The 19,571-nt window shown below is 68.6% G+C and carries 18 protein-coding genes and 1 pseudogene; 10 read left to right on the top strand and 9 right to left on the bottom strand.

The features are described from left to right. Window positions 1-6: 6 nt before the first annotated feature. The 7 genes from ACRAWB_RS00895 to ACRAWB_RS00865 form a co-directional block, all read right to left on the bottom strand. A complete protein-coding gene (locus ACRAWB_RS00895) occupies window positions 7-441 on the bottom strand; it encodes a cytidine deaminase (RefSeq protein WP_363807604.1) in 435 nt (144 codons plus the stop codon). After that, window positions 438-1,727, bottom strand: coding sequence for an ABC transporter permease (locus ACRAWB_RS00890; RefSeq protein WP_431351640.1), 1,290 nt, complete (start codon window positions 1,725-1,727; stop codon window positions 438-440). The genes ACRAWB_RS00895 and ACRAWB_RS00890 overlap by 4 nt, the downstream gene beginning before the upstream one ends. Beyond that, on the bottom strand, window positions 1,724-3,010 hold the full coding sequence (locus ACRAWB_RS00885) for an ABC transporter permease (protein ID WP_431351639.1): 1,287 nt from the start codon (window positions 3,008-3,010) through the stop codon (window positions 1,724-1,726). The genes ACRAWB_RS00890 and ACRAWB_RS00885 overlap by 4 nt, the downstream gene beginning before the upstream one ends. Continuing rightward, complete coding sequence (locus ACRAWB_RS00880) at window positions 3,007-4,527, bottom strand: ABC transporter ATP-binding protein (protein WP_431351638.1); 1,521 nt, start codon at window positions 4,525-4,527, stop codon at window positions 3,007-3,009. Before ACRAWB_RS00880 ends, ACRAWB_RS00885 begins: the two co-directional genes overlap by 4 nt. A gap of 193 nt (window positions 4,528-4,720) precedes the next feature. After that, a complete protein-coding gene (locus tag ACRAWB_RS00875) occupies window positions 4,721-5,800 on the bottom strand; it encodes a BMP family lipoprotein (protein ID WP_431351637.1) in 1,080 nt (359 codons plus the stop codon). Between the two features lie 180 nt (window positions 5,801-5,980). After that, window positions 5,981-7,114 (bottom strand): magnesium and cobalt transport protein CorA, encoded by a 1,134-nt coding sequence (locus tag ACRAWB_RS00870; protein ID WP_431351636.1) that lies wholly within the window; start codon window positions 7,112-7,114, stop codon window positions 5,981-5,983. A 66-nt stretch (window positions 7,115-7,180) separates the two neighbouring features. Beyond that, window positions 7,181-8,350 carry a glycosyltransferase family 4 protein gene (locus ACRAWB_RS00865; RefSeq protein ID WP_431351635.1) on the bottom strand — a complete coding sequence of 390 codons (1,170 nt, stop codon included), beginning with the start codon at window positions 8,348-8,350 and terminating at the stop codon, window positions 7,181-7,183. 75 nt (window positions 8,351-8,425) lie between these two features. Here ACRAWB_RS00865 and ACRAWB_RS00860 point away from each other — a divergent pair, with 75 nt between their 5' ends. Further along, window positions 8,426-9,562 (top strand): mannose-1-phosphate guanylyltransferase, encoded by a 1,137-nt coding sequence (locus ACRAWB_RS00860; RefSeq protein ID WP_431351634.1) that lies wholly within the window; start codon window positions 8,426-8,428, stop codon window positions 9,560-9,562. 9 nt (window positions 9,563-9,571) lie between these two features. Here ACRAWB_RS00860 and ACRAWB_RS00855 read toward each other — a convergent pair whose 3' ends face one another. Beyond that, window positions 9,572-9,796 carry a hypothetical protein gene (locus tag ACRAWB_RS00855; RefSeq protein WP_431351633.1) on the bottom strand — a complete coding sequence of 75 codons (225 nt, stop codon included), beginning with the start codon at window positions 9,794-9,796 and terminating at the stop codon, window positions 9,572-9,574. Window positions 9,797-10,036: 240 nt separating this feature from the next. On the opposite strand from ACRAWB_RS00855, the gene sdhC reads away from it, so the two are divergent. From sdhC to ACRAWB_RS00810, 9 genes and pseudogenes are all read left to right on the top strand, one after another. Beyond that, a complete protein-coding gene (sdhC, locus tag ACRAWB_RS00850; RefSeq protein ID WP_249776421.1) occupies window positions 10,037-10,375 on the top strand; it encodes a succinate dehydrogenase, cytochrome b556 subunit in 339 nt (112 codons plus the stop codon). Window position 10,376: 1 nt separating this feature from the next. Then, the gene (locus tag ACRAWB_RS00845; RefSeq protein WP_431351632.1) at window positions 10,377-10,820 is read left to right on the top strand and encodes a succinate dehydrogenase hydrophobic membrane anchor subunit; all 444 of its coding nucleotides are present in this window, start codon (window positions 10,377-10,379) and stop codon (window positions 10,818-10,820) included. 21 nt (window positions 10,821-10,841) lie between these two features. Next, on the top strand, window positions 10,842-12,644 hold the full coding sequence (sdhA, locus tag ACRAWB_RS00840; protein ID WP_431351631.1) for a succinate dehydrogenase flavoprotein subunit: 1,803 nt from the start codon (window positions 10,842-10,844) through the stop codon (window positions 12,642-12,644). After that, window positions 12,619-13,404, top strand: a complete 786-nt coding sequence (locus ACRAWB_RS00835; RefSeq protein WP_431352683.1) for a succinate dehydrogenase iron-sulfur subunit — start codon at window positions 12,619-12,621, stop codon at window positions 13,402-13,404. The genes sdhA and ACRAWB_RS00835 overlap by 26 nt, the downstream gene beginning before the upstream one ends. A gap of 89 nt (window positions 13,405-13,493) precedes the next feature. After that, a complete protein-coding gene (locus ACRAWB_RS00830; RefSeq protein WP_431351630.1) occupies window positions 13,494-14,741 on the top strand; it encodes a YihY/virulence factor BrkB family protein in 1,248 nt (415 codons plus the stop codon). A 9-nt stretch (window positions 14,742-14,750) separates the two neighbouring features. Continuing rightward, window positions 14,751-15,587, top strand: coding sequence for an exodeoxyribonuclease III (locus ACRAWB_RS00825; protein ID WP_431351629.1), 837 nt, complete (start codon window positions 14,751-14,753; stop codon window positions 15,585-15,587). Between the two features lie 58 nt (window positions 15,588-15,645). After that, window positions 15,646-16,655: pseudogene (gene trpS / locus ACRAWB_RS00820) on the top strand (tryptophan--tRNA ligase). After that, window positions 16,655-17,242 (top strand): GNAT family N-acetyltransferase, encoded by a 588-nt coding sequence (locus ACRAWB_RS00815; protein ID WP_431351628.1) that lies wholly within the window; start codon window positions 16,655-16,657, stop codon window positions 17,240-17,242. Before trpS ends, ACRAWB_RS00815 begins: the two are co-directional and overlap by 1 nt. Then, complete coding sequence (locus ACRAWB_RS00810) at window positions 17,239-17,964, top strand: HAD family hydrolase (RefSeq protein ID WP_431351627.1); 726 nt, start codon at window positions 17,239-17,241, stop codon at window positions 17,962-17,964. The genes ACRAWB_RS00815 and ACRAWB_RS00810 overlap by 4 nt, the downstream gene beginning before the upstream one ends. Window positions 17,965-18,018: 54 nt before the next feature. On the opposite strand, the gene glpK is transcribed toward ACRAWB_RS00810, so the two are convergent. Continuing rightward, window positions 18,019-19,539 (bottom strand): glycerol kinase GlpK, encoded by a 1,521-nt coding sequence (gene glpK, locus ACRAWB_RS00805; protein ID WP_431351626.1) that lies wholly within the window; start codon window positions 19,537-19,539, stop codon window positions 18,019-18,021. Between the last annotated feature and the right edge of the window lie 32 nt (window positions 19,540-19,571).

Raw genomic sequence — 19,571 nt, 5'->3', positions numbered from 1 at the left:
TCCTGTTCAGTCGTTCTCGTGCTCGGCCGCGTAGGCGGCGAGCTGGCGCGGCCCGAACGCGTCGGGCAGCACCTGGTCGATGGTGCGGATGCCGGAGACGGTCTCCAGCAGCATCCCCTCGGCCGAGTGCTCGTACAGCAGCTGACGACAGCGGCCGCACGGCATGAGCGTCGCGCCGTCGCCGTCGACGCACGTGAAGGCGACGAGGTGGCCGCCGCCGGTCATCGCGAGCGACGACACGAGGCCGCACTCGGCGCACAGCGTCACGCCGTAGCTGGCGTTCTCGACGTTGCAGCCGCTGACGATGCGTCCGTCGTCGACGAGCGCGGCCGCTCCCACCGGGAAGTTCGAGTAGGGGGCGTAGGCGCGGTGCATCGCGTCGGTCGCGGCGGCGCGCAGCGCCTCCCAGTCGATGGACTCTGCGTTCGGGAGCTCGGTCATGACTTGATGTACGGCTTTCCGTCGGCAGCTGGAGCACGCGAGAGGCCGACGAGTCCGGCGACCGCGAAGATCGTGACGACATACGGCAGCATCAGCATGAACTCGCTCGGGACGGGCGAGCCGATGATGCCGAGCACGTTCTGCAGGTTCGACGCGAAGCCGAACAGGAGGGCCGCGAGGGTCGCGCGGATCGGGTCCCACCGTCCGAAGATGACGGCCGCGAGGGCGATGAAGCCCTGACCGGCAGTCATCTCCTTGGAGAACGCGCCGACCGATCCCAGCGTGAAGTACGCGCCGCCGAGTCCGGCGACGGCTCCCGCGAGCGAGACGTTCCAGAACCGCGTGCTGTTGACGTTGATGCCCACGGTGTCGGCGGCCTCCGGGTGCTCGCCGACCGAGCGGAGGCGGAGGCCCCAGCGGGTCTTGAACAGGCCGAACCACACGGCGAAGACCGCGATGTACATGAGGTATTCGATGATGGTCTGGCGGAACAGCACCGGGCCGATGATCGGGATCTCGCTGAGCACCGGGATCGGCCACTCCGGCAGTCGCGGCGGGTGGTTGAGCAGCTGCGGGTTGCCGGCGAGCACCTGCGAGTACAGGAAGCTCGTGAGTCCGGTGACCAGCACGTTCAGCACGACGCCGACGATCACCTGGTCGACCAGGTACTTGATCGAGAACGCGGCGAGCACGAACGAGACGAGCACACCCGCGACGAGCGCGGCCAGCAGGCCGACCACCCAGCTGCCGGTGAGCGTCGCGGTCATGGCCGAGACGAAGGCACCGGCGAGCAGCTGGCCCTCGATCGCGACGTTGACCACGCCGCCGCGCTCGGAGATGACGCCGCCGAGGGCACCGAACACGAGCGGTACCGAGAGGCTGATCGTGCCGAGCAGCAGGCCGGTGACCGGGACGGGGAGCTCGCCCGATCCGGCCCAGGCGAGGAAGCCGAACATGAACAGCAGGGCGAAGACGATGACCAGCCAGATCGGCGTCTTGCGCGCCCGATAGGAGTAGTACGCGCTGAGCGCCGTCAGCGCGATGAGCAGGATGGTCACGATCGTCGTGGTGACGAAGGTGTCGACCGTGAGGTTCGCGATCTTGACGACATCCGACGTCTCGGAGAACCGGAAGGTGCTCTGGCCGTGCCGCGCGAAGCCGAAGAACAGCACCAGGCTGATCACGACGAAGACCGCGAGGGCGATCGGTGCCTTCCAGGAGCGGATCTCCGCCTTCTCGAGGACGATCGGCGAGGAGTCGGGGACGACGGGGGCGGTGGTGCTCACTTGGCCTCCACCTCCTTCGTGACGATGGGACGCGGTCTCCGGGGCGTGCTCCCCGGCGTCGGGAGGCGGAAGATCGCCCGCACCAGCGGCGGCGCCGCGACGAAGAGCACGATCAGCGACTGCAGGATGAGGATGATGTCGATCGGGATGTCGTTGGCCGCCTGGATGGTGTAGCCACCGGCCTTGAGCGCGCCGAACAGCAGACCGGCAATGAACACGCCCCACGGCCGCGACCGGCCGAGGAGGGCGACGGTGATGGCGTCGAAGCCGATCCCCGCATCCACGCCGGAACTGATGCCCTGGGGGAAGACGCCGAGGGCCTGGCTGGCGCCGGCGATCCCGACGAGACCACCCGCGATGAGCATCGCGTAGAGGTAGATGTTCTTGACGTTGATGCCCGCGACGCGCGCCGCGTTCGGGTTCTCGCCGACCGCGCGGAAGCGGAAGCCGAGGCTGGACCGGTTGATCAGCCACCACACGAACACGGTCGCGGCGATGACGACGACGAACGCCCACGTGAGGTTGTACTGCTCGCCGAACAGCGGCGGGAAGATCGCGTTCGCCTTCACCGGCGGCGCCTTCGGGTTGTTCGAGCCCGGCGCCTGGAGGAGGCCCTGGGTGCGCAGCATGTACGCGATCAGGTAGAACGCGATGTAGTTGAGCATGATCGTGACGATCACCTCGTGCGCACCCGTCCGCGCCTTGAGCGCTCCCACGATGCCGGCCCAGATCGCGCCGCCGACGATGCCCGCGACGACCGCGAGCACCAGGTGGAGAACCGGCGGCAGGTTGAACGAGAAGCCGACCCACGCGGACGCGGCGGCGGCGATGAGGATCTGGCCCTGCGCACCGATGTTGAACAGGCCGACGCGGAACGCCAGCGCGACGCCGAGACCGCTGACGATCAGCGGCGTGGCGAAGGTCAGCGTCTCGGTCAGTGGACGGATGCCCGCCGCGAATGTGGGCCGGCGGAAGTTGTAGATCGCGCCCTGGAACATCGAGACGTAGGCGTTCGACACCGACGTCCAGATCGCCGAGAACGTGTCGCCCGGGCGGGCGAAGAAGTATCCGGCTGCGCGCTGCACCCCAGGGTCGGTGATCGCGATCAGGATCGCGCCGACGATGAGCGCGAGCACGACGGCCAGGATCGAGATGACCACCGGGCCGCCCATGATGTCGCGGATCGCCTGGTTCCAGCGCGAGTCGTCCTTGTCGCCGGCGGGCGCGGGGGCCGGCGTCTGCGGGTTCACGGGCTGGGCCGGCGCCGTGTCGGTCCCGGTCATGCTGCTGCTCCTGCCTGCTCCGGCGACTCGCCGGCCATCATGAGGCCGAGCACGTCACGAGACGTGTTGCCCGGCACGATTCCTACGATCCCGCCGCGGTACATCACGGCGATGCGGTCGGCGAGCGCGGCGACCTCGTCGAGCTCGGTCGAGACGACGATCACGGGCACACCCGCATCCCGGGTCTCGACGATGCGCTTGTGGACGAACTCAATCGATCCGACGTCGAGACCACGGGTCGGCTGCGCCGCGACGAACAACCGCAGTTCGCGGCTCAGCTCGCGGGCGAGGACGACCTTCTGCGCGTTACCGCCCGACAGCCGGCCGACCTTGGTGTCGATGGACTGGGTGCGCACGTCGAACTCGCGCACCTTCTCCTCGGCGAAGTCCCTGAGGTACGAGAACTGGATGTTGCCGCCCTTGACGAACGGATCGCCGGTGGAGCGGTCCAGCATCAGGTTCTCCTGGATGGTGAACTCGCCGACCAGGCCGTCCTCGTTGCGGTCCTCGGGCACGAAGCCGACGCCCGCGTCGAGCACCTTGCGGACGCTGTGACCCTGGATGGGCGTCCCGTCGAGCAGGATCTCGCCCTGGACCCGCGGCTGGAGGCCGATGATCGCCTCGGTCAGCTCGGTCTGGCCGTTGCCCTGCACGCCTGCGATGGCCAGGATCTCGCCCGCGCGGACCTCGAAGCTCACGTTGTTGACGACGATCTGGCCGATCTGGTCGATCACCGAGAGGTCCTTGACCACGAGCGCCGGGCCGCCGGGCGTCGCCGGCTCCTTCGACACGGTCAGCGACACTGCGCGGCCGACCATCATCGACGCCATCTCGGCGTTGGTCGCCGTGGGCTCGGCCTCGCCGATCACCTTGCCGAGACGGATGACCGTGATGCGGTCCGCGACCTCGCGGACCTCGCGCAGCTTGTGCGTGATGAAGATGATCGCGGTGCCCTGCTCCTTGAGCTGGCGCATGATCGCCATCAGCTCGTCGGTCTCCTGCGGCGTGAGGACCGCGGTCGGCTCGTCGAACACCAGCACCTTCGCGTCCTGCGACAGCGCCTTGATGATCTCGACACGCTGCTGGACGCCGACCGGCAGGTCTTCGACCAGTGCGTCCGGGTCGACGTCGAAGCCGAACCGCGCCGAGATCTCGCGCACCTTCGCGCGAGCGGCGTTGAGGTCGAGGCGGCCGCCGAACTTGGTCTGCTCGTGTCCGAGCATGACGTTCTCGGCGACGGTGAAGACGGGGATGAGCATGAAGTGCTGGTGCACCATGCCGATGCCCGCCTTCATGGCGTCACCGGGGCCCGAGAAGTGCTGGACGACGTCGTCCAGCAGGATCTCGCCCTCGTCGGCCTGGTAGAAGCCGTAGAGCACGTTCATGAGGGTGGACTTGCCTGCGCCGTTCTCGCCGAGCAGACAGTGGATCTCGCCGGGTTCGACGGTGAGGTCGATGTGGTCGTTCGCGACCAGGGCACCGAACCGTTTGGTGATGCCGCGGAGTTCGAGCTTCATTTCGGGTGGGTTTCCTTCTCTACTCGCCCGTGAGCGAAGACAGCGCGGAACGGCTGGTGGCCTCGACGCGCGTCTTCACGATACCTGCTTGCACATTTGTCAGTGTGTGCGCAGATGAGCAGCGATGACAAGAGCGGAACGCAACAGGGAGGCCAGCCGTGGCTGACCTCCCCGTCGAGCGTTCTGTCGCTGATTACTGCTTCGGCGACGAAGGCGAGGTGACCTTGATCGAGCCGTCGATGATGCCGGCCTTGATCTTGTCGAGCTCACCCTGCAGACCCGAGTCGACCTTGGACTCGAAGTCGTGGAACGGCGCGATGCCGACACCGTCGTTCTTCAGCGTGCCCACGTACGGGGTGCTGTCGAACTTGCCCTTGGCGGCCTGGGTGACGACGTCGTTGGTCGCCGGCTTCATGCCCTTCATGACCGAGGTGAGGAGCAGGTCCTTCACGGTCGGGTCGGACTCGTAGACGTCCGCGTCGACACCGATCATCGCGATCGGCTTGCCGGAGTCCTTGATCGCCTGCGCGGCCGACTGGTAGATCGGGCCGCCGACCGGCATGATCACGTCGGCGTTCTGGTCGAGGATGCCCTGAGCCGTGTTCTTCGCGGTCTCGTTGGCGTCGAAGCCACCGGTGAAGGAGCCGTTCTGCTTGTCGACGTCCCAGCCGACGACCTTGACCGACTTGCCCTTCTGGTCGTTGAAGTACTTCACGCCGTCCGCGAAGCCGTCCATGAAGATGGTGACGGTCGGGATCTGCATGCCGCCGAAGGTGCCGACGATGCCGGTCTTCGAGTAGCTGGCCGCCGCGTAGCCCGCGAGGAACGCGGCCTGAGCGGTGTCGAAGATGATCGGCTTGACGTTCTTCGCCTGGATCTCGTTGTCGTCGATGATCGCGAAGTTCACGTCCGGGTTGGACTTCGCGGCCTTCTCGGTGGCGTCCTTCAGCAGGAAGCCGACGGTGACGACGAGGTTGCAGTTCGCGTCGACCATGCTCTGGATGTTCGGGGCGAAGTCGTTCTCGCTCTTCGACTCGGCCGACTTCGGCGTGACGTTGAGCGACTTCGCGGCCTGCTGCAGACCCTCGTAGCCGAGCTGGTTGAACGAGTGGTCGTCGAATCCACCGGAGTCGGAGACCATGCAGGGCAGGAAGTCGCTCTTCGCGGCACCGGTCGAGTTGTCCGACGGAGCAGCCGAGCAGGCGGCGAGCAGCGACATGACGCCGACCGCCGCGAGGCCGAGGAGACCGGCCTTTCGGGCTGTGATTGACAAGGTTGTTCCTCCAAGATGCGTAAGCCTGTGCGGGTGCTCGCAGGCTTGTGCGGTTCACGTTACCGAATGTGACGAACCGCTCCGTTCGAAAATCCGGCTTCTTCATGCAAGCGTTACAAACGCTCACGCGATTGGCACGCGCTCATTCGAGCACGCTGTCACCCGTTCGGGGAGGGGCGGTCAGAGCCACCCGCGCTTCTTGAAGATGCCGTACAAGAGCCCGCTCAACCCGACCATCGCGAGCACCGCCAGCGGGTACCCGAGCGGCCACTCCAACTCGGGCATGTGGGTGAAGTTCATCCCGTAGATGCCGGCGATCAGCGTCGGCGCGAACAGGATGGCCGCCCACGACGAGATCTTCTTGACCTCTTCGCCCTGCCGGTTGCTGGAGTGCGCCAGCCGGGTCATCTCCTCGTTCTGGCGTTCCGACACGAGCGTGGAGTTCACCGTGAGGATGTCGCGAAGCAGGTAGCGGAAGCCGTCGACGCGCTCGTTGACCTGCGTGAGGTGGTCGGCGACGTCGCGCAGGCGGCGCTCCAGCTCCTGCGTCACCCCGTACTTCGCCGAGCCGCGCTCGAGCGCGAGCATCACCGCCGAGAGCGGATGCGTTGCCCGCTGGAAGTCGATGACCTCGCGCGACAGCTCGTAGATGCGGCGGGAGACCAGCGCGTCCCCGCCGAACACCTGCGTCTCGATCTCGTCGATGTCGTTGGCGAGACCGGCGACGACCGGGCTGTACGCATCCACCACCGCGTCGATGATCGCGTAGAGGATGGCCTGCGGGCCGAGCGCGAGCAGTTCCGGCTCGCCCTCCATCCGCTGCCGGACGTGGGAGAGGTCGGGCGACTCGCTGTGGCGGACGGTGATGACGAAGTTCGGTCCGACGAAGAGGTGCAGCTCGCCGAAGTCGACCTCCTCCGGCACGTCCAGGTAGTTGGCCGCCTTGAGCACGACGAAGAGGACGGTGTCGTACCGCTCCAGCTTGGGACGCTGGTGGGCGACGATGGCGTCCTCGATCGCCAGCGGGTGGAGTTCGAACTCCTCCGACAGCGACATCAGCTCCTGCTCGGTGGGCCGGTAGAGGCCGATCCACGCGACACCGCCGGGCGTCCGGTCGAGGGCGGCGTACGTCTCGGCCAGCGTCGTCGGGGAGGCGACGCGCACGCCGTTCGCGTAGATCGCGGAGTCGACCATGCTGCGACGGCCGGGCGTCGGCTCCTGCGCCGGCTGCGTCACCCGGGGAGACGGAGGCTCGACCCGGCGGGTGCGCGTGACGAAGGGCATGGGGATGCCGCGTCGATTCTGGTTGGCCATCGGTCACCTCCAGGGTGTTCCAGGAGCGGACGTCGCAAGCGACGGTGGGCGGCCCGGATGGGCCACCTAACTGTACGCTCGTGTCCCCGCGGAACGCTGGAGGCCGCTCGCGGCGGCCGCGGCCACTGCATCCACGATGACCCGCTCGTAGTGGCCGGTGAGCTCGCGGCACACGACATCCCAGCTGCGGCCGAGCACCGCACGGCGGCCGGCCTCTCCCATCCGCCGCCGCAGCGCGCCGTCCCGGACGAGCATCGAGACCGCCGCGCGCAGAGCGCGGTCGTCGGACGGCGGGAAGAGCAGGCCGTCGACGCCGTGCTCAACGAGGTCGATCGGGCCGCCAGCACGCGGGGCCACGACGGGGAGGCCGGACGCGTGCGCCTCCTGCACCGTCTGGCCGAACGTCTCCTCGGACCCGGTGTGCACGAACAGGTCGAAGGCGGCGTAGGCGGCGGCAAGGTCCTCGCCGCCGAGCCGTCCCAGCCAGTGGACGTTCACCCCGCGCAGCTCGCGGGCGACCGCCTCGCGCGCCGGACCGTCGCCCACGATCGCGACGGAGACGCCGCCGACGCCGCGGAGCGCCCGTAGCCGCTCCACCTGCTTCTCCGGCGCGATGCGCCCGACGTAGCCGACGACGGTCTCGCCGTCCGGCGACAGCCGCTCGCGGAGCGCGATCGCGGACGCCGCTCTCCTCTTATTGGGGTGGTACCGCTCCAGGTCGACGCCGCGGCCCCAGCGGCCGAGGCGGCTGACGCCTGCTGTGCGGAGGTCGTACTCGCTCGCCGCCGACGGCGCGAGCGTCAGATCGGCGCCCTCGTGCACCCAGCGCACGTACTTCCAGGCGATGGCGGACGTCATCCCGAGGCCGTTGCGGCGGGCGAATCCGGCGACGTCGGTCTGGTAGATCGCGACGGACGGCACCCCGAGCCGGTTGGCGGCGGCGATCGCCTGCGCGCCCAGGAAGAAGGGAGAGGCCGCGTGGAGCACATCCGGCGCGAATCCGGTCAGGATGCGCTGCACCTGCGGGCTCGGCAGCCCGACCGGGAACTGCCGGTACGCGATCGACGGCACCTGATGGATCCGGAAGCCCGCGTACTCCGCCGGCGCCCCCGCGTCCGGACAGATGACGATCGCCTCGTGTCCCTCGGCCGCGAGGTGGTCCAGCACCCGCAGCACGCTCGTCGTGACCCCATTGACCGTGGGGAGGAAGCTCTCACTGACGACCGCGACCCGCATGTTTCCGACGCTAGGAGCGGCCGGTGTCGCGGCCGTGAACGGCCGGTGTCCGGGACCGCTCGGTATTCTTTCGGCATGACGCCGCGCAGGATCACCCAGGGCCCTCCCATCGACCGCTTCTACAGCGTGATCCCGGCCGGAGGCATCGGGTCGCGGCTGTGGCCGCTGTCGCGGGCGGATGCGCCGAAGTTCCTCCACGACCTCACCGGCTCCGGCCAGACGCTGCTGCGCGACACCTGGGACCGGCTGGTCCCTCTGTCCGGCGAGCAGCGGATCATGGTCGTCACGGGACGCGCCCACCGCGCCGCGGTCGAGCAGCAGCTCCCCGCGCTGGCCGACCCGAACGTCGTGCTCGAATCCGAGCCGCGCGACTCCACCGCCGCGATCGGCCTGGCCGCCGCCATCCTCGAGCGGCGCGAGCCCGGCGTGATCATCGGTTCCTTCGCGGCCGACCACGTGATCCACAACCTGCCCCTGTTCCAGGCGGCGGTCCGCGAGGCCGTCGCGGCGGCAGAGGCGGGCTACATCACGACGGTCGGTATCCGCCCGACGGAGCCCGCGGTCGGATTCGGCTACATCCACTACGGCGACCGTCTGGAGGTCGAGGGGGCGCCGAGCGCGCTGACCGTCGACTCCTTCAAGGAGAAGCCGGACCTCGCGACGGCCGAGCGCTACCTCGAGAGCGGCGACTACCTCTGGAACGCGAGCATGTTCATCGCTCGCGCCGACCGCCTGCTGGAGGAGATCGGCCGGAACAAGCCGACCCTCCTGGCAGGGCTGCTCGAGCTCGCGGAGGCCTGGGACGACCCCGCGACCCGCGGCCCCGCGGTCGACCGCATCTGGCCGGAACTCGAGAAGATCGCGATCGACTACACCGTCGCGGAGCCTGCCGCTGCGGCCGGCCGCCTCGCGGTCATCCCCGGCTACTTCGACTGGGACGACGTGGGCGACTTCGCCTCGCTCGCCAAGCTCAACTCCGGCGGCCGCAAGTCGGACCTCGCCATCCTCGGCGAGAACGCCCGCGTCCTGGCGGACGCCTCCAGCGGCATCGTCGTCAGCCAGAGCAAGCGCGTGATCAGCCTCATCGGCGTGAAGGACATCGTCGTGGTGGACACTCCGGATGCGCTGCTCGTGACCACGAGCGAGAACGCGCAGCGGGTGAAGTCGGTGGTGGACGCGCTGAAGATCACCGGGTCGACGGACGTGCTGTAGGCGGGTGGGTCAGTCGACCACCGACGGCCCGCTCTGGATGTCCGTGACCAGCCGCGAGATCTCCTCGTCGGACACCTGCAGCCCGGCCTCCCCGAGGCGCTGCCGGAGAAGCTGCTCGGCGTCCTCCTGACGGCGGAGCTGGACGTCGGCGCGCACCTGCTCCACGATGCCGGCGACCTTCGACTCGTCGGTCGCCTCAGTGCTGCCGTGCATGATCGGTTCGTCCTGCGTCATGCCGTGGACGGTACGCCGCGGGCGGGGCGCCGTCGAGGCCGGGTTATCTCGACATCGAGATAACTGAGGGCACCCTAAGAGGCGACCGGGACGGTCCCGGCATAGACTTGCGGTGCGCTCGATGCGCCCATGAAGCGATCCGCAACCAGGGAGGGTTGTCCCGTGTCCACTCAGACGACAGGGACGCTGCAGCCGGCCAAGACCCGGCCCGGCGGCACTCTGTACCGAGGCCGCGAGGGGATGTGGTCGTGGGTCCTCCACCGCATCACCGGCGTCGCCATCTTCTTCTTCCTTCTGGTCCACATCCTGGACACGTCGCTGATCCGCGTGAGCCCCGAGGCCTACAACGCGGTGATCGGCACCTACAAGAACCCGATCATGGGGCTCGGCGAGATCGCCCTGGTCGCAGCCATCGTGTTCCACGCCTTCAACGGCCTGCGCATCATCCTGATCGACTTCTGGAGCAAGGGCGTCAAGTACCAGAAGGTCATGTTCTGGATCGTCATCGCCCTCTGGGTCATCCTCATGGCCGGGTTCGTGCCCGTGCAGCTCGTGCACATCTTCTCGGAGGTGAACTGACGTGACGACCATCGAAGCGCCGCGCACCCCCGCCGCCCGCACCTCCCGCGGCAAGAACTGGGAGAAGTGGGGCTGGATCTACATGCGGTTCTCCGGGCTGCTGCTCGTGATCCTCATCTTCGGCCACCTGCTGATCAACCTCGTCCTCGGCGACGGCGTGAAGCAGATCGACTTCGCGTTCGTGGCGGGCAAGTACGCCACCCCGTTCTGGCAGGTCTGGGACCTCCTGATGCTGTGGCTCGCGCTGATCCACGGCGGCAACGGGATGCGCACCCTGGTCAACGACTACGCCTACAACCGGATCGTCAACCGCGTGCTGAAGTGGGCCATCCTCGCCGCCGTCGTCGTGCTGCTGGTGCTCGGAACGCTCGTGATCTTCACGTTCGACCCCTGCCCCGCGGGCGCCGCGGCGAACACCCTGCCGTCCTTCTGCCCGGCACGCTGATCCTTCGACAACGGAAGACCTGTGACAACGGAAGCTACTGAATCGACCGTCATCGACGGCGTCCACTACCACGAGTTCGACATCGTCATCGTCGGCGCCGGCGGCGCCGGAATGCGCGCGGCGATCGAGGCGGGCCCGCACGCCCGCACCGCCGTGATCTCGAAGCTCTACCCCACCCGCTCCCACACCGGCGCGGCGCAGGGCGGCATGGCCGCGGCGCTCGCGAACGTCGAGGAGGACAGCTGGGAGTGGCACACCTTCGACACCGTCAAGGGCGGCGACTACCTCGTCGACCAGGACGCGGCCGAGATCCTGGCCAAGGAAGCCATCGACGCGGTCATCGACCTTGAGAACATGGGCCTGCCGTTCAACCGCACGCCCGAGGGCAAGATCGACCAGCGGCGCTTCGGCGGTCACACCCGCGACCACGGCAAGGCGCCGGTCCGCCGGGCCTGCTACGCGGCCGACCGCACCGGCCACATGATCCTGCAGACGCTGTTCCAGAACTGCGTCAAGCTCGGCATCAACTTCTTCAACGAGTTCTACGTGCTCGACGTGATCATGAACGAGGTCGACGGCGTCCCGCAGCCGGCCGGCGTCGTCGCGTACGAGCTGGCGACCGGCGAGCTGCACGTCTTCCACTCGAAGGCGATCATCTTCGCGACCGGCGGCTTCGGCAAGATCTTCAAGACCACGTCCAACGCCCACACCCTCACGGGCGACGGCGTCGGCATCATCTGGCGCAAGGGCCTGCCGCTGGAGGACATGGAGTTCTTCCAGTTCCACCCGACCGGTCTCGCCGGCCTCGGCATCCTCCTCACCGAGGGCGCCCGCGGTGAAGGCGCGATCCTGCGCAACGCCTCGGGCGAGCGGTTCATGGAGCGCTACGCCCCGACCATCAAAGACCTCGCGCCCCGCGACATCGTCGCCCGCTGCATGGTCCAGGAGGTCGCGGAGGGACGCGGCGCCGGCCCGCACAAGGACTACGTGCTCCTCGACTGCACCCACCTGGGCGCCGAGGTGCTGGAGACCAAGCTGCCGGACATCACCGAGTTCGCCCGCACGTACCTGGGCGTCGACCCGGTCGTCGAGCCGGTCCCGGTCATGCCGACCGCGCACTACGCGATGGGCGGCATCCCGACCAACACGGCCGCCGAAGTGCTGCGCGACAACACCACGGTCGTCCCCGGCCTCTACGCCGCGGGTGAGTGCGCGTGCGTCTCGGTCCACGGCTCCAACCGCCTCGGCACCAACTCGCTCCTCGACATCAACGTCTTCGGCAAGCGAGCCGGAAACAACGCGGTCGAGTACATCAAGACGGCGGAGTTCGTCCCGCTGCCCGAGGACCCGGCCGCCGGCGTCCGCGAGATGATCGGCGACCTGCGCGGCTCCACCGGCACCGAGCGCATCGCGGCCATCCGCAAGGAGCTGCAGGACGAGATGGACCGGAACGCGCAGGTGTTCCGGACCGACGAGTCCCTGGCCCAGGTGACCGAGACCATCCACCAGCTGCGCGAGCGCTACCGCAACGTGCAGGTGCAGGACAAGGGCAAGCGCTACAACACCGACCTGCTGGAGGCCGTCGAGCTCGGCTTCCTGCTCGACCTCGCCGAGGTCGTCGTCTACTCCGCGCGCAACCGCAAGGAGTCGCGCGGCGGCCACATGCGCGACGACTTCCCGAAGCGCGACGACGAGAACTACATGAAGCACACCATGGCCTACCTCACCGGCGACCCGCACTCGTCGGACGCGGCAGACCACATCACGCTCGACTGGAAGCCCGTCGTCGTGACCCGCTATCAGCCGATGGAGAGGAAGTACTGATGTCGAACGCCGTGCTCGAGACTCCCCGGCCCCCGAGGCGCCGGTCGAGTCGTTCACCGTGACCCTGATCATCCGCCGCTTCGACCCGGATGTGGACTCGGAGCCGCGCTGGCAGGACTTCGACGTCGAGCTCTACCCGACCGACCGCATCCTGGACGCGCTGCACAAGATCAAGTGGGAGCAGGACGGCTCGCTGACCTTCCGCCGCTCGTGCGCCCACGGCATCTGCGGCTCGGACGCGATGCGCATCAACGGCCGTAACCGCCTCGCCTGCAAGACGCTGATCAAGGACCTGGACATCTCCAAGCCGATCTACGTCGAGGCGATCAAGGGTCTGCCGCTCGAGAAGGACCTCATCGTCGACATGGAGCCCTTCTTCGAGTCGTACCGTGAGGTGCAGCCGTTCCTCGTCGCCAACTCCAAGCCGGAGAAGGGCAAGGAGCGCATCCAGTCGGTCGCCGACCGCGCCCGCTTCGACGACACCACCAAGTGCATCCTCTGCGCCGCGTGCACCTCGTCCTGCCCCGTGTTCTGGACCGACGGCCAGTACTTCGGCCCCGCGGCCATCGTCAACGCGCACCGCTTCATCTTCGACTCGCGCGACGACAACTCGCAGGTGCGCCTCGACATCCTCAACGACAAGGAGGGCGTGTGGCGCTGCCGCACGACCTTCAACTGCACCGACGCATGCCCGCGCGGCATCCAGGTGACGCAGGCGATCGCCGAGGTCAAGCAGGCGATCATGCGCGGACGCCGCTGAGCGGCACCACCGATCGACCCCGAGCCCGGGCGCGCTCAGCGCCGGGCTCCGTCGTATCCGCGGGCGTGCCGCGTCGCTATCCTGACGGCGTGGCCAAGAAGTCCAGACCCGCGCCGGTGGTGCCCGACCCCGAGCTCCAGCGCGCCGAAGGGGATGTGCCTCCCGAGCACACGCTGAAGGAGCGACTGATCGAGCGGGCCGACCCGCTGCGGAAGCGGCTGCAGAAGCCGGTGGCGCGCGTCTCCGGCTGGGCCAAGTGGGTGGAGGCGCTGCGGCCGTACCGCGTGTACATCAACTACTCGCACTCGGACGGCAACCTCCGTGCAGCGGGGATGGGCTATCAGTCGCTGTTCGCCGTCTTCGCCGCCGTCTGGCTGGGCTTCTCCGTCTACAGCGTCTGGCTCGGCAACGACGAACGGCTCTTCGACGCGATGGTCGCTCTCATCAATCGCGCCGTGCCCGGTCTGATCTCGACCGGGACGCAGGAGGGCGTCATCTCGCAGGAGCAGCTGCAGGCGGCGACCGGCTTCGGTTGGACGGGTGTGATCGCCGCCGTCGGCCTGATCTGGACCGCCATCGGCTGGTTGTACTACACGCGGCAGGCGGTGCGCGCCGTGTTCGGCCTCTCGCGGGATACGACGAATTACGTGCTGCAGAAGATCCGCGACTTCGGGCTCGCCCTCATCTTCGGCGTGCTGTTCGTGCTGTCGGCGCTGTTCAGCATCCTGAGCACGCAGGCGCTCACCGTCCTGCTCGACTGGGCAGGCCTCAGCTCCGACTCGTTCTGGACGACCGCCGCCTACCGTTTCTCCGGGCTTCTCGTCTCGGTCGCCCTGAACATCGTCACTCTGGGTGCCATGTTCCGGGTGATGTCGCGGGTGTTCATCCCGTGGCGCAACCTCTTCTTCGGCGCGTTCCTCGGCGCGGCGACCCTCGCCGGGCTGAGCGCCCTCGGCGGCCTGCTGCTGGGCTACACGTCGAAGAACCCGCTGCTCGCCACCTTCACCGTCTTCATCGGCCTGCTGCTGTGGTTCAACCTGATCTCGAAGGTGATCCTCCTGTCCGCCTCCTGGATCGCGGTCGGGATGTTCGACAGCGGTCTGTCGCCGCGCCTGATGACGGAGGAGCAGCGCGAGGCCGAGCAGGCGGCGGCCGAGCACGAGGCGCGCGTGCTCGTCGCGAAGGCCGAGCTGTCGGATGCGCGGGAGGAGCTGGCCCACGCCCGCTGGTTCGCGCGATTCCCGGCGCAGCGGCGCGTCGAGAAGGCGGAGGCGCGTCTCAACGACCTGATCGACGCCGGCCCGGGCGCCGAGACCGCTGTCGGCGCCCGCCGGTAGGCTGGAGGCATGCCCTCGAACCGCCTGCGCATCGCGACGATCAACGCCAACGGCATCCGCGCCGCCTTCCGCAAGGGCATGGGGTCGTGGCTCGAGGCGCGCGACGTCGACATCCTGGCGATCCAGGAGGTGCGCGCCTCCACGGAGGACGTGCAGGGCCTGCTCGGGGACGAGTGGGACATCGTGCACGACCCCGCGACGGCGAAGGGCCGCGCAGGGGTCGCGATCGCGAGCCGCCACCGCGCCGCGATCCACCGTGTCGAGCTAGGCCCGACCGACTTCGACAGCGCCGGCCGCTGGCTCGAGGCCGATTACGAGGTCGACGGCACCGTCGTCACGGTGGTGAGCGCGTACGTCCACTCGGGCGAGGCGGGCACGGACAAGCAGGTCGAGAAGTACCGTTTCCTCGACGCGATGGAGGCGCGCCTCCCCGATCTGCAGAAGCACAACGAGCTGGCCGTGGTGATGGGCGACCTCAACGTCGGCCACCGCACGCTCGACATCCGCAACTGGAAGGGCAACGTCAAGCGCGCCGGCTTCCTGCCGGAGGAGCGCGCGTACTTCGACCGCATCCTGGGTGCCGAGGGCGACGAGGCGTACAACGCGGGCGCCGGGCTCGGCTGGGTGGATGTCGTCCGCCGTCACGCGGGCGACGTCGAGGGGCCGTACACGTGGTGGTCGTGGCGCGGCAAGGCGTTCGACAACGACTCGGGCTGGCGGATCGACTACCAGCTCGCGACACCGGCACTGGCCGCCCGGGTGCAGGACGTCGCGGTCGACCGCGCGGCCGCGTACGACGAGCGATGGTCCGACCACACTCCTGTGGTCGTCGACTACGCGCTCTGACGCGCCGATCAGCGCCGGCCCTCCGCATCCACCTCCTCACGACTTCGAAAGCAGAACCATGAACCCTCGTCCCCGCCTCTACTCGGGCATGCAGCCCTCGGCCGACTCCCTGCACCTCGGCAACTACATCGGGGCCCTCCTGCAGTGGAAGGAGCTGCAGGGCAGCCACGACGCCTTCTTCTCCGTCGTCGACCTGCACGCGATCACCGTCCAGCAAGACCCGGCCGAACTCCGCGAGAAGACCCGCCGAACGGCCGCGCAGTACATCGCCGCGGGCATCGACCCGTCCGCCTCCACGCTGTACGTGCAGTCTCACGTTCCTGCGCACGCGCAGCTCGCCTGGGTGCTCAACACCATCACCGGCTTCGGCGAGGCGTCGCGCATGACGCAGTTCAAGGACAAGTCGGCCAAGCAGGGGCGGACGCCACCTCGGTCGGTCTCTTCGCCTATCCGGTGCTCATGGCCGCCGACATCCTGCTGTACGACACCGAGATCGTGCCCGTCGGCGACGACCAGCGGCAGCACGTCGAGCTGACGCGCGACCTGGCGGAGCGGTTCAACAGCCGCTTCGGGCAGACGTTCGTCGTGCCGCAGGCGATGATCCTGAAGGACAGCGCGCGCATCTACGACCTGCAGAACCCGACCTCGAAGATGTCGAAGTCGGCGGAGTCGGGCGCCGGCATCATCTGGATGCTCGACGAGCCCGACGTGACGCGCAAGAAGATCATGCGCGCCGTCACCGACACCGACGGCGTCGTGGCGTTCGACCGCGAGGGCAAGCCCGGCATCTCCAACCTGCTGAGCATCTACTCGGCGCTGACCGGCCGCTCCATCGAGTCCGTCGAGCTGGAGTACGAGGGCAAGGGCTACGGCGACTTCAAGAAGGGCCTCGTGGAGGTCGTGGTCGAGGAGTTCGCACCGGTCCGCCAGCGTGCCCTCGACCTGCTCGCCGACCCGGCCGAGCTCGACCGCATCCTCGCAGTGAACGCCGACCGGGCGAGCGAGATCGCCGAGGCCACCCTGGCGAAGGCCTACGAGCGCGTCGGGTTCCTGCGGCGGGCCCGCTGATGCCCAAGCCGGTCGTGCTGTCCGGCGAGCGGGTCGTGCTGTCCGTACCGACCGAGGCGGACATCGACCGCATCGCCGAGCTGTGCGCCGACCCGGCCATAGCCCGATGGACCACCGTGCCCGCGCCGTACCGGCGTCAGCACGCGGTCGGTTTCGTCACGGGTGTCGTGCCCGACGGCTGGGCGAGCGGCCGGGTGTTGACCTGGGCGATCCGGACCGGTGGCGTACTGGTCGGCATGGTCAGCATCGGCGACATCCACCAGCACCGCGGTGAGATCGGGTTCTGGCTGGCGCCGGAGGCCCGCGGCCTCGGCGTGATGTCGGAGGCTGTCCGGGTCGTGATCGACTACGGTTTCGCCCCGGAGGGGCTGCGGTTGCGGCGCATGGTGTGGCGAGCGATGGCGGGCAACGCCGCCAGCGCCGCGGTGGCGCGGCGCGCCGGGTTCCACTGGGACGGCGTGATGCCCGGCGGCGCGGAGCAGCGTGGCGAGCGCTTCGACGAGTGGCGCGCGACCCTCCTGCCGGACGACCCCCGCGAACCTGCGGGCGACTGGCCCGACGTCACCTACGTTCAGGCGGCACTGTGATCCGCGTCGTCCTGTTCGACCTCGACGACACCCTGTTCGCGCACCGCGCCGCCGTGGAATCCGGCATCCTGGCGTACGCCCAGGCGCTCGGCGCCCCCTACGGCGCGCTGGAGGCCGACGAGGTGGTGACGATCTGGCACGACCTCGAGGAGGAGCACTACCACTCCTACCTCGCCGGAGACCTCGACTTCGAGGGCCAGCGGCAGGCGCGCGCCCGCGACTTCGCCGCGCGCCACGGCGTCGCGCTGAGCGACGACCAGGCGAGCGCCTGGTTCGCCGACTACTTCGAGCACTACGTCGCCGCTTGGTCGCTGCACGACGACGCGCTGCCCGCCCTGGATGCGCTCGAGCGACGTCTCCCCGGCGTGCGCTTCGGCCTCATCACGAACGGCGACCTCGCGTTCCAGCGCCGAAAGGTCGAGGCGGTCGGGCTGGATGCGCGGATCGAGCACCTGATCGCCTCCGGTGAGGTCGGCATCCCGAAGCCCGACGCGGCGATCTTCCGCGTCGCCTGCGAGGCTTTCGGCGCCCCTCCGGAGGAGGCCGCCTACATCGGCGACCGCCTCCGCACCGACGCCATCGGGGCCGCCAGAGCGGGTCTGACCGGCGTGTGGCTCAACCGGCATGACGCCGTTCCCTCCCCCGACGACGAGCGGGATGCGGTGGATGCGGGCGTGCGCATCATCCGCTCGCTCGACGAGCTGCCGTCGCTGCTGGCGTGACGACGACGAAGCGCCGCCCGGCGGGAGCCGGACGGCGCTTCGAGGTGGGACTGCTCAGTCGTTCTGGGTGTCCGCGTCGACCCAGTCGAAGGTCTTCGTGACGGCCTTCTTCCAGAGACGCAGCTGACGCTCGCGCTCGGCCTCGTCCATCTTCGGCTCCCAGCGGCGGTCCTCCTGCCAGTTCTTGCGCAGGTCGTCCAGGTTCTCCCAGAACCCGGTCGCGAGGCCGGCCGCGTAGGCCGCGCCCAGGGCGGTGGTCTCCGCGACGACCGGACGGACCACCGGCACGCCGATGATGTCCGCCTGGAACTGCATGAGCAGGTTGTTGGCGATCATGCCGCCGTCGACCTTCAGCTCCGTCAGATCCACACCGGAGTCCGCGTTGACCGCGTCCAGCACCTCGCGGGTCTGGAAGGCCGTGGCCTCCAGAACCGCACGGGCGATGTGGCCCTTGTTGACGTAGCGGGTCAGGCCGACGAGCGCACCGCGCGCGTCCGCCCGCCAATACGGCGCGAACAGGCCCGAGAACGCCGGCACGAAGTACGCGCCGCCGTTGTCGTCGACGGTCTTCGCCAGCTCCTCGATCTCCGGGGCGCTCGAGATGATGCCCAGGTTGTCGCGCAGCCACTGCACCAGCGAACCGGTGACCGCGATCGAGCCCTCCAGAGCGTAGTGCGGCTTCTCGTCGCCCAGCTTGTAGCCGAGCGTCGTCAGCAGACCGTTCTTGGAGTGGACGATCTCCTCACCCGTGTTGAAGATGAGGAAGTTGCCGGTGCCGTAGGTGTTCTTGGACTCGCCCGGATCGAACGCCGCCTGGCCGAAGGTCGCGGCCTGCTGGTCGCCCAGGATGCCCGCGACGGGCACCTCGCGCAGGAGGCTCGACGACTCGACCTGGCCGTAGACCTCGGACGAGCTCTTGATCTCCGGCAGCATCGACTTCGGCACGCCGAACACCTCGAGGATGTCGTCGCGCCAGCTCAGCGTCTCCAGGTCCATGAACAGCGTGCGGGAGGCGTTGGTGACGTCGGTCGCGTGCACGCCGCCGTCCGGGCCGCCGGTGAGGTTCCAGAGCACCCAGCTGTCGGTCGTGCCGAACAGCAGGTCGCCCGCCTCGGCGCGCTCACGGGCGCCCTCGACGTTCTCCAGGATCCACACGATCTTCGTGCCGGAGAAGTAGGTCGCCAGCGGGAGGCCGACGATCTGCTTGAACCGCTCGGTGCCGCCGTCCGCCGCGAGGCGGTCGACGATCGGCTGGGTCCGGGTGTCCTGCCAGACGATGGCGTTGTAGACGGGCTCTCCGGTGTTCTTGTCCCACACCACAGCGGTCTCGCGCTGGTTGGTGATGCCCACGGCCGCGATGTCGTGGCGGGTCAGGTCGGCCTTCGAGAGCGCCTGGCCGATCACCTCACGGGTGTTGTTCCAGATCTCGATCGGGTTGTGCTCGACCCAGCCGGCCCGCGGGAAGATCTGCTCGTGCTCGAGCTGTCCGGTCGAGACGATCGACCCGGACTTGTCGAAGATGATCGCCCGGGTGCTCGTGGTGCCCTGGTCGATGGCGACGACGTAGTCGGCCATAGGTAACTCCTTTGTTCTGTGGGGGTGGAACG

This window comes from Leifsonia poae, assembly GCF_050632865.1.
GTDB lineage: Bacteria > Actinomycetota > Actinomycetes > Actinomycetales > Microbacteriaceae > Leifsonia > Leifsonia poae_B.
This window is presented reverse-complemented; position numbering and strand designations above follow the sequence as displayed.

Excerpts from the sequence above, each read along its gene's own strand:
- ACRAWB_RS00895 (WP_363807604.1), bottom strand. The coding sequence starts at position 441 with ATGACCGAGCTCCCGAACGCAGAGTCCATCGACTGGGAGGCGCTGCGC.
- ACRAWB_RS00885 (WP_431351639.1), bottom strand. The coding sequence starts at position 3,010 with ATGACCGGGACCGACACGGCGCCGGCCCAGCCCGTGAACCCGCAGACG.
- ACRAWB_RS00880 (WP_431351638.1), bottom strand. The coding sequence starts at position 4,527 with ATGAAGCTCGAACTCCGCGGCATCACCAAACGGTTCGGTGCCCTGGTC.
- ACRAWB_RS00870 (WP_431351636.1), bottom strand. The coding sequence starts at position 7,114 with ATGGCCAACCAGAATCGACGCGGCATCCCCATGCCCTTCGTCACGCGC.
- ACRAWB_RS00865 (WP_431351635.1), bottom strand. The coding sequence starts at position 8,350 with ATGCGGGTCGCGGTCGTCAGTGAGAGCTTCCTCCCCACGGTCAATGGG.
- ACRAWB_RS00860 (WP_431351634.1), top strand. The coding sequence starts at position 8,426 with ATGACGCCGCGCAGGATCACCCAGGGCCCTCCCATCGACCGCTTCTAC.
- ACRAWB_RS00855 (WP_431351633.1), bottom strand. The coding sequence starts at position 9,796 with ATGACGCAGGACGAACCGATCATGCACGGCAGCACTGAGGCGACCGAC.
- sdhC (WP_249776421.1), top strand. The coding sequence starts at position 10,037 with ATGTGGTCGTGGGTCCTCCACCGCATCACCGGCGTCGCCATCTTCTTC.
- ACRAWB_RS00825 (WP_431351629.1), top strand. The coding sequence starts at position 14,751 with ATGCCCTCGAACCGCCTGCGCATCGCGACGATCAACGCCAACGGCATC.
- ACRAWB_RS00815 (WP_431351628.1), top strand. The coding sequence starts at position 16,655 with ATGCCCAAGCCGGTCGTGCTGTCCGGCGAGCGGGTCGTGCTGTCCGTA.
- glpK (WP_431351626.1), bottom strand. The coding sequence starts at position 19,539 with ATGGCCGACTACGTCGTCGCCATCGACCAGGGCACCACGAGCACCCGG.